Source organism: Amycolatopsis sp. NPDC004772 (genome assembly GCF_053601215.1).
Genome location: NZ_JBSGBK010000091.1, coordinates 25,044 through 33,260 on the forward strand (window position 1 = coordinate 25,044; position 8,217 = coordinate 33,260).

Here is an 8,217-nt window from a genome sequence, read left to right on the forward strand (position 1 = left end):
GGCAAGAAACCTCCCTTCGGCTGTTCCTGCTTCCGGCTGCCCTGGCTACGTTCGAGCGCGCTGCTTCCTCACTCCTTTGGAGGATTTCGAATGCGTGCAAGAACGCGCACCGGTCTCGGTGCGCTCGCGGCCGGCGTCGTTTCGGTGCTGCTCGCCGGCACCGCGAGCGCGGCGCCCTCGCCCGGCGCCCCCGGTGCCGGCGACCCGTACTACCCGAACGCCGGCAACGGCGGCACGGACGTGCTGCACTACGACATCCGGCTCACCTACCAGCCCGCGACCGACCTCCTGTCGGGCACGACGACGCTGCTGCTCACCGCGACGCAGGACCTCTCGCGGTTCGACCTGGACTTCGCGCTGAAGGCGTCGAGCGTGCGGGTGAACAACCGCCCGGCGCAGTTCACGAACCAGACGGGCAACGGCGAGCTCGTCGTCACGCCGGCCCAGCCGCTGCTCAAGGGCCAGACCGCGACGGTCGTCGTCGCCTACGCGGACACGCCGTCGACCGAGAAGGTGGACGGCCTCAACGCGTGGAAGAAGGGCGCGTTCGGCGCGCTGGGCATCGACGAGCCGCAGAGCTCGGCGTGGTGGTTCCCGGCCAACGACCACCCGACCGACAAGGCGACCTACGACGTCTCGATCGAGGCGCCGGACGGCAACGTGGCCATCTCCAACGGCTCGCTGGTCCGGACGCAGAAGAGCCGCGCGGGCTGGACCCGCTGGCAGTGGCGCAGCACGAAGCCGCAGGCCACGTACCTGACGTCGTTCATCGTCGGCAACTACGAGCTGGTCCAGTCGACGACCCCGGACGGCAAGCCGTTCATCACCGCCTACGGCGCCGACCTGGGCGACTCGCTGTACGCGGCGAAGGCCAGCGTGGAGCGGACGCCGGAGATCGACGAGTTCCTCGCGACCCAGTTCGGCCCGTACCCGTTCGAGGCGGAGGGCGGCGTCGTGACCAGCGGCATCACGTTCTCCCTGGAGAACCAGACCCGGCCGACGTACGGCGCCCGCAACTTCCGCGCGGGCTCGAACACGACGTTGATCGCGCACGAGAACGCCCACCAGTGGTTCGGCGACAACGTGTCGCTGGGCCGCTGGAGCGACATCTGGCTGAACGAGGGCTTCGCGTCGTACGCGGAGTGGCTGTGGTCGGAGCACGAGGGCGAGGGAACGGTCGCGGAGCTGGCCCAGTACACGTACGACTCGAACGCGCCCGACGCGGACCTGTGGAAGGTCGTCCCGGCCGACCCGGGCGCGGACAACCAGTTCGACAACGCGGTGTACGACCGCGGTGCGCTGACTCTCCAGGCGCTCCGGACGGCCGTGGGTGACGAGGCGTTCTTCAAGATCCTGCAGACCTGGCAGGTCACGAAGGGCGGGAAGGACGGGCGGATCCTCGAGTTCATCGCGCTGGCGGAGAAGATCTCGGGCAAGCCGCTGCACGACCTGTTCCAGACGTGGCTGTACACGGCGGGCAAGCCGTCGGTGGGCCCGAACGGGGCGGCTGCCTTCACCTCGCGCGTGGCGTCGGTGAAGCCTCGCTCGTACGACCAGATCCAGCAGAACCACCGGTTCCTCGCCGCCGAACACGCGGGCTGAGCGGGACCGCTACGCTCGCGGCGTGAGCACGAGAGGTGAGCGGGCGAGGCGCGTCGGGTGGTGGACCACCCTCGGCGTCGCCTCGCTCCTCACCGTGATGTGCGTGTGCCTGCTCTTCGCGGCTCTTCGGAACGACAGCGCGATCTCGGCCCAGCTGGGGACAGCGACGGCGACGGTGGATTCGGTGGCGTTCGACCGGACGATCATCCACTTCGAGACGCCGGACGGGATCGTGCACAGCCCGGCCAACGGGGTGCTGTACCCCGACGGGCTAGCGGCCGGCCAGCTGGTGCGGATCGAGTACGACGCGTCCGATCCGGAGCTGGCCCGGGTGGCGGGGCGGTCGGCGGCTTTGACGTTGTTGCCGCTGGGGAGCTTTGTGTTCTTCACGTGGCTGGTGGCCGGGCCGGCGCTTTGGTGGATTCGGAGGCAGGGGAAGCGGGCTTTGGCTGCGGTTTGAGCGGGTTTCGGCTCTTCGGTTTGAGTGGTGCCTGGCTCTTTGGCCCTGAGTGGTTCCCCGCTCCTCGTCCTTTGATTGTTCAACACCGGGGATCCGGCCTCAAGGGCGCCTTCGGCGTCGCTTCGCGATGGGCTTCGCCCACCCTTGACCCCGGCTCCCCGGTGCTGACTGCAGCTGGGGCGAGGGGCGGGGGAGGTGTAGGGCGGTTGGTGCGGCTTCTTGTGCTGGAGCCGTCGGTGCGGCTGTGGGTTGAACCGGGTCAGTCCGCCGTCTTCCGCCAGCTGCTTCGGGTGATCTCGTACTCCACCTCGCCCTGCTCTGCCCCCTCGACTGGGTCTTCATACTCGCCAGCCGAGATGAACGCCCGCTTGAACGTCATCCCCACCGAGGCCATCGTGGCCCGGGATGGCTTGTTCACCGCCATCGTCTGGGCGAAAATCCGGTTCAGGCCCAGGTCCTCGAAGCCGTAGCGGAGCACCTCCAGCGACCCCTCGCGGGCATATCCCTTCCGCCACTGGCGGCGCAGCAACCGGTACCCCAGCTCCGCCTCGCCTTCGGCGAACGGCTGGTCCGGCCCATTGGGCGGCCGCAGCAGCCACCAGCCCACGAAGTCCGCACCCGCGAAGCCCATCCAGAACCCGAACCCCGGCTCCACCGCCATCCGGCGTGCGTGGGCCGCCGCGACCTCGTCCCGGGTCGCTGCGCGGGCGGTCAGGTACCTCATCACCTCCGGATCCGAGTCCAGCTCGTACTCCAGCTCGAGGTGCTCGTCGGCCAGCGGCACGAGCGAGAGACGCGGTGTGTGCAGGGTCGGCATGCCTCGATCCTCACCCCACGCGCAACCGATTAGCCCGCCGTCTCCTGCCACCAGCCGAGGACCTCGTCCGCCACCCCGGGGGCCGCCACCAGGAGGCCGTCCGTGGGGAGGGCCGTGTCCTCGCCGTGCTTGTCGAGGACCACCGCGCCCGCCTCGATCGCCATCGCCACCGAGCCCGCCACGTCCCACTCGTGGTAACTGTGCAGCACCGCCGCCGCCGCGTGGCCCAATGCCACCTGGGCGATCGACAACGCCGCCGAGCCCAGCACGCGCACCCCCGCGTGGGCCGCCGCCGCTCGCTCGATGAAGCCGCCCATCCCTGGCCAGGGGCCTGTCCGGGCCAGCTCGGTGCAGACCAGGGCTCCCGCCGTCACGCAGCGGTCCGCCAGCTGGATCGGCTTGCCGTTCGCGCGGGCTCCCCGGCCGCGCGCCGCGGCGTAGATCTGGGCCCGGTACGGGTCCGCCACCACGCCCACCACCGGGCCGGCCGCGTCCACCAGGGCCAGGCTGTACGCGCACCACGGCACGCCGGCCACGTAGTTCGCCGTTCCGTCCACCGAGTCGACCACCCAGCGGTACTCCGCGACGTCCGCTCCGTGGTCCGCGCCGAACTCGTGGCCGACCACCGGGATGCCCGGGAACTCCGCCGTCAGGACGCGCCGGGTGTGGCGCTCCAGGATCCGGTCGGTGTCGGTGACCCAGTCGAATGGCGAGTCCAGGGTCGACGGGTGGGCGCCGCGGCCGGCGGTCGCGGTGATCACGTCGGTGGCGTCGTTGGCCAGCCGCCCGGCCACTTCGAGCGCCCTCGACAGCAGGCCGGGCTCGACGGGCCGCGGCGGCCGTGAGGACAAGAGGGTCATGCCCGCCTAGTCTGGGCCACCCTGGTTTCCGGCACGCGACCTTGAGATGACATGTCGTAGCCGATCTGTTCCGGCAGCGTTGGCCGCCGTGTCACGCGGTCGCCAGGATCGGGTGCGATCGTCCAAGACGTGCGAGTCGCCATAGTCACCGAAAGTTTCCTGCCCCAGGTGAACGGCGTGACCAACTCCGTCCTGCGGGTCGTCGAGCACCTGCGCGAACGCGCCCACGACGTGCTGATCATCGCCCCCGGCCCGGGCCCGGACTCCTACCGCGGCGCCCCGGTCGTCCGGATCCCCGCGCTCGACGTCCCCGGCGTGAGCTCCCTGCCGATCGGCCTGCCGACGCGCACCGTGCTCAACGCGCTGGCCGCGTTCGGCCCGGACGTCGTGCACCTGGCGTCGCCGTTCGTCGTCGGCGCGCGCGGGCTGGCCGCCGCGAGACGGCTGCGCGTCCCGTCGATCGCCGTCTACCAGACCGACATCGCCGGGTTCGCCGCCGCGTACGGCTTCGGCATCGCCGCCCGCGCCGCGTGGCGGTGGGTGCGGCGGCTGCACTCGCGGGCCGACCGGACCCTCGCGCCGTCCAGCGACTCCGTCGAGCAGCTGCGGCTCCACGGCGTCCCGCGCGTGCACCGCTGGGCGCGCGGCGTCGACATCGACCGGTTCTCGCCGGCCCACGCCGACCCGGCGCTGCGGGCCGAACTGGCCCCGGACGGCGAGCTGCTCGTCGGGTTCGTCGGCCGGCTGGCGCCCGAGAAGGAGGTCGACCGGCTGGCCGCGCTGGCCGGCGTGCCGGGCATCCGGGTGGTCGTCGTCGGCGACGGGCCCGAACTGCCCGCGCTGAAAGAGCAGCTGCCGGGCGCGGCCTTCCTCGGCGCGAAGTACGGCGACGACCTCTCGAAGGCGTACGCGAGCCTCGACGTCTTCGTCCACACCGGACCGCACGAGACGTTTTGCCAGGCGGTGCAGGAGGCGATGGCCTCCGGGCTGCCCGTCCTCGCCCCGGACGCCGGCGGCCCGAAGGACCTCGTCCTGCCCGGCCGCACCGGTTACCTGCTGCCCGCCGACCGCGAGCAGTTCGGCCCGGCGCTCGTCGAGAAGGTCGACGCCCTCCGCGACGCCGCGTTGCGCGCCAGGCTTGGCGAGAAGGCGCGCAAGGTGGTGCTGGGCCGCACCTGGCCCGCCGTCTGCCACGAGCTGGTCGGGCACTACGAAGCCGTGCGCGGCCGGGCTGCGCGCGCGGCCTGACGTGCACATCGTCCAGCTCGCGAACTTCTACGGGCCGCGCTCGGGCGGGCTGCGCACCGCGCTGCACCACCTCGGCGCCGGCTACGTCGCGAGCGGGCACGAGGTCACGCTCGTGGTGCCCGGGCGCCGGTACGCCGACGAGGTCCTGCCGACCGGCGTGCGCCGGTTTTCCCTGCCCGCGCCGCGGATCCCGGGCACCGGCGGCTACCGCGCCGTCGACCCGCACCGGGTCCGCGCGGTCCTGCGCCGGCTCGAACCGGACCGCCTGGAGGTGTCCGACCGGCTGACGCTGCGGGGGATGGGCGGCTGGGCGAGCCGCCACGGCGTGCCCAGCACGGTCATCTCCCACGAACGCCTCGATCGCCTGCTGGAGCAGTTCCTGCTGCCCGCGCCGGTGGCCCGCCGGGTCGCCGACGCCGCCAACCGGCGGATGGCGGCCGGCTACGACACGGTGGTCTGCACGACGGCGTTCGCGCGCGCGGAGTTCGACCGGATCGCCGCGCCGAACGTCCGCCGCGTCCCGCTCGGCGTCGACTTGGCGACCTTCCGGCCCGCCATGCGCGACGACGGCTGGCGCACCGATCTCGCCGGGGGAGCGGAGGCGCTGATCGTCCACTGTGGACGACTGTCGCCGGAGAAGCACGTGGAGCGCAGCGTGGACACGGTCGCGGCGCTGACCGAGGCCGGGGCGAAGGTGCGGCTGGTGGTGGCGGGTGACGGGCCGCGGCGGCGGGCCCTGGAACGCCGGGCGCGGGGGCTGCCGGTGACGTTCCTGGGGTTCCTGCCGGCCCGCGGCGACGTCGCCCGGCTGCTGGCCAGCGCGGACGTCTCCCTCGCGCCCGGGCCGCACGAGACGTTCGGCCTGGCGGCCCTGGAGGCCCTGGCCTCGGGGACGCCGGTGGTGGTGTCGGCGTCGTCGGCGCTGCGGGAGATCGTCCGGCCCGGGTGTGGCGCGGCGGTGGACGACCACGCGCCCGCGTTCGCGAAAGCGGTGACCGGGCTCCTGGAAAGCCCGGAGGACTTGCGCCGGGCGGCGGCCAGGGCCCGCGCGGAGGAGTTCACCTGGCCCGCGGCCGTGGCGGGCATGCTGGCGGCCTTCAGCTGAACGCCCCGGACTAATCTCGACCCATGTCACGCGCAAGCCTGGACAAGGACCCGCACGAAGTCGCCGCGATGTTCGACGGCGTCGCGTCCGGGTACGACCGGGCGAACTCGTTCATGACCTTCGGCTTCGACCGGCGCTGGCGGACCACCACCGCCCGTGTCCTCGACGCCCGCCGCGGCGAGAGGGTCCTGGACCTCGCCGCCGGCACCGGGGTCTCGACCGTCGAGTACGCCCGCGGGGGCGCGTGGTGCCTGGCCGCGGACTTCTCGTTCGGCATGCTCCGTGCCGGCCTGCACCGCAAGGTCCCGATGGTCGCCGCGGACGCGCTGAACCTGCCGTTCGCCGACGAGAGCTTCGACGCCGTGACGATCTCCCTCGCCCTGCGCAACTTCGTCGACCCGAAGGCCGCGCTCACCGAGATCGCCCGGGTGGTCAAGCCCGGCGGCCGGCTGGTGATCTGCGAGGTCTCGACCCCGCCGTTCGCCCCGATCCGGTTCGTCCACCGCCGGTTCGTCCTGAAGCTGCTGACCTGGGTCGGCAGCCGGACGTCGTCCAACCCCGAGGCGTACAAGTACCTGGCCGAATCCATGCTCACCTGGCCCGACCAGCGGACCCTCGGCGAGATCATCGCGAGCGCCGGCTGGACCGACGTCGAGTGGTTGAACCTCACATTCGGGGTCGTGGCGATCCACCGCGCGCGAAAGCCTGCCTAAACTCGCGTTCATGACGCGACGCACCGCAGACCAGGACGCCGAAGTCATCGTCGTCGGCGCCGGACCGGCAGGGTCCACCGTGGCCACCTACCTGGCCCGCGCGGGCGTCGACGTCCTGCTGCTGGAGAAGACCGAGTTCCCCCGCGAGAAGGTCTGCGGCGACGGCCTCACCCCGCGCGGCGTCAAGCAACTGATCGACCTGGGCATCGACACCAGCGAGGACGCGGGCTGGGTGCACAGCCGCGGCCTGCGGATCCTCACCGGCGACCTGACGCTGGAACTCGACTGGCCGGACCTGACGAGCTACCCGCCGTACGGCGTGTCCCGCACCCGCCACGACTTCGACGACCTCCTCGCGAAGCTCGCCGTGAAGGCGGGCGCGCGCCTGTACGAGCGCACCACCGTCACCAGCGCGATCACGAACGCGAGCGGGCGCGTGGTCGGCGTCGAGGCGAAGGTCGGCCCGGAGAAGACGCCGGTGCACTACCGCGCGCCCCTGGTCCTGGCCTGCGACGGCGTCTCCGCGCGGCTCGCGCTGAGCGTCGGCATCCAGAAGAACGAGAAGCGCCCGATGGGCGTGGCCGTGCGGCAGTACTACAAGAGCCCGCGGCACGACGACCCGTTCATCGAGGGCCACCTCGAGCTGTGGGACCGCTCCGACCCGCGGAACCCGAAGCTCCTGCCGGGCTACGGCTGGGCGTTCCCGCTCGGCGACGGCACGGTCAACGTCGGCCTCGGCATGCTTTCGACGTCGGCCTCCTTCCGGAACACCGACTACCGCGCGCTGCTGCGCCAGTGGCTCGACGGGACGCCGGAGGAGTGGGGCTACCGCGAGGAGAACGCGATCGGCAAGGTCGGCGGCGCCGGCCTCCCGATGGGCTTCAACCGCACCCCGCACTACCGCGACGGCCTGCTGCTGCTCGGCGACGCGGGCGGCATGGTCAGCCCGTTCAACGGCGAGGGCATCTCGGCGGCGATGGAGTCGGCGCAGATCGCGGCGGAGGTCGTCGTGCAAGCCCTTGCGCGGCGCGAAGGGCCTTCGCGGGAGCGTGCGCTGGAGGCGTACCCGCGGGCTGTCGGTGAGCTGATGGGCGGCTACTACGCGCTGGGGAACGTCTTCGCGAAGATCATCGGCAAGCCGAAGATCATGCACGCGTGCACCAAGTACGGCCTGCGCATCAACAAGCTCCTGCCGCTGGTCTACAAGGGCCTGTCGGGCTGCTACGACGCCAAGGGCGGCGACGGCGTCGACCGCCTGATCGCGGCCCTCGCCAAGGCCGCTCCCACCCCGCGCTGACTTTCGCCCCAAGCGCCCCAATGTGGCGTTCGGTGCGTTCAACGAGTCCACACGAACGGCCGACAACGCACCCGGAGCAGGCGATTGCAAAACCACACAACCCCCGTGCAATGCG

8 protein-coding genes are annotated in these 8,217 nt (G+C 72.0%); 6 read left to right on the top strand and 2 right to left on the bottom strand.

Annotated elements, in window-relative coordinates; all coding sequences use genetic code 11:
* Window positions 1-90 precede the first annotated feature (90 nt).
* The gene (locus ACWEF6_RS35825; protein WP_449686998.1) at window positions 91-1,602 is read left to right on the top strand and encodes a M1 family metallopeptidase; all 1,512 of its coding nucleotides are present in this window, start codon (window positions 91-93) and stop codon (window positions 1,600-1,602) included.
* Between the two features lie 22 nt (window positions 1,603-1,624).
* Window positions 1,625-2,062 carry a DUF3592 domain-containing protein gene (locus ACWEF6_RS35830; protein WP_449686999.1) on the top strand — a complete coding sequence of 146 codons (438 nt, stop codon included), beginning with the start codon at window positions 1,625-1,627 and terminating at the stop codon, window positions 2,060-2,062.
* A gap of 259 nt (window positions 2,063-2,321) precedes the next feature.
* Here the strand turns inward: ACWEF6_RS35830 and ACWEF6_RS35835 are convergent, their stop codons facing one another.
* Window positions 2,322-2,879 (bottom strand): GNAT family N-acetyltransferase, encoded by a 558-nt coding sequence (locus ACWEF6_RS35835; protein ID WP_449687000.1) that lies wholly within the window; start codon window positions 2,877-2,879, stop codon window positions 2,322-2,324.
* 29 nt (window positions 2,880-2,908) lie between these two features.
* Window positions 2,909-3,739 (bottom strand): inositol monophosphatase family protein, encoded by an 831-nt coding sequence (locus ACWEF6_RS35840; RefSeq protein ID WP_206790910.1) that lies wholly within the window; start codon window positions 3,737-3,739, stop codon window positions 2,909-2,911.
* Between the two features lie 177 nt (window positions 3,740-3,916).
* Between ACWEF6_RS35840 and ACWEF6_RS35845 the strand changes: the two genes are divergently transcribed.
* Genes ACWEF6_RS35845 through ACWEF6_RS35860 form a run of 4 tightly spaced genes read left to right on the top strand, consistent with a single transcriptional unit; the run spans window position 3,917 to window position 8,102 of the window.
* Window positions 3,917-4,987, top strand: coding sequence for a glycosyltransferase family 4 protein (locus ACWEF6_RS35845; RefSeq protein ID WP_449687002.1), 1,071 nt, complete (start codon window positions 3,917-3,919; stop codon window positions 4,985-4,987).
* Between the two features lies 1 nt (window position 4,988).
* Window positions 4,989-6,092: a glycosyltransferase gene (locus ACWEF6_RS35850; protein WP_449687003.1), complete on the top strand. Its 1,104-nt coding sequence runs from the start codon at window positions 4,989-4,991 to the stop codon at window positions 6,090-6,092.
* Between the two features lie 23 nt (window positions 6,093-6,115).
* Window positions 6,116-6,805: a class I SAM-dependent methyltransferase gene (locus ACWEF6_RS35855; protein WP_449687004.1), complete on the top strand. Its 690-nt coding sequence runs from the start codon at window positions 6,116-6,118 to the stop codon at window positions 6,803-6,805.
* 10 nt (window positions 6,806-6,815) lie between these two features.
* Complete coding sequence (locus tag ACWEF6_RS35860) at window positions 6,816-8,102, top strand: geranylgeranyl reductase family protein (RefSeq protein ID WP_449687005.1); 1,287 nt, start codon at window positions 6,816-6,818, stop codon at window positions 8,100-8,102.
* Window positions 8,103-8,217: the final 115 nt, after the last annotated feature.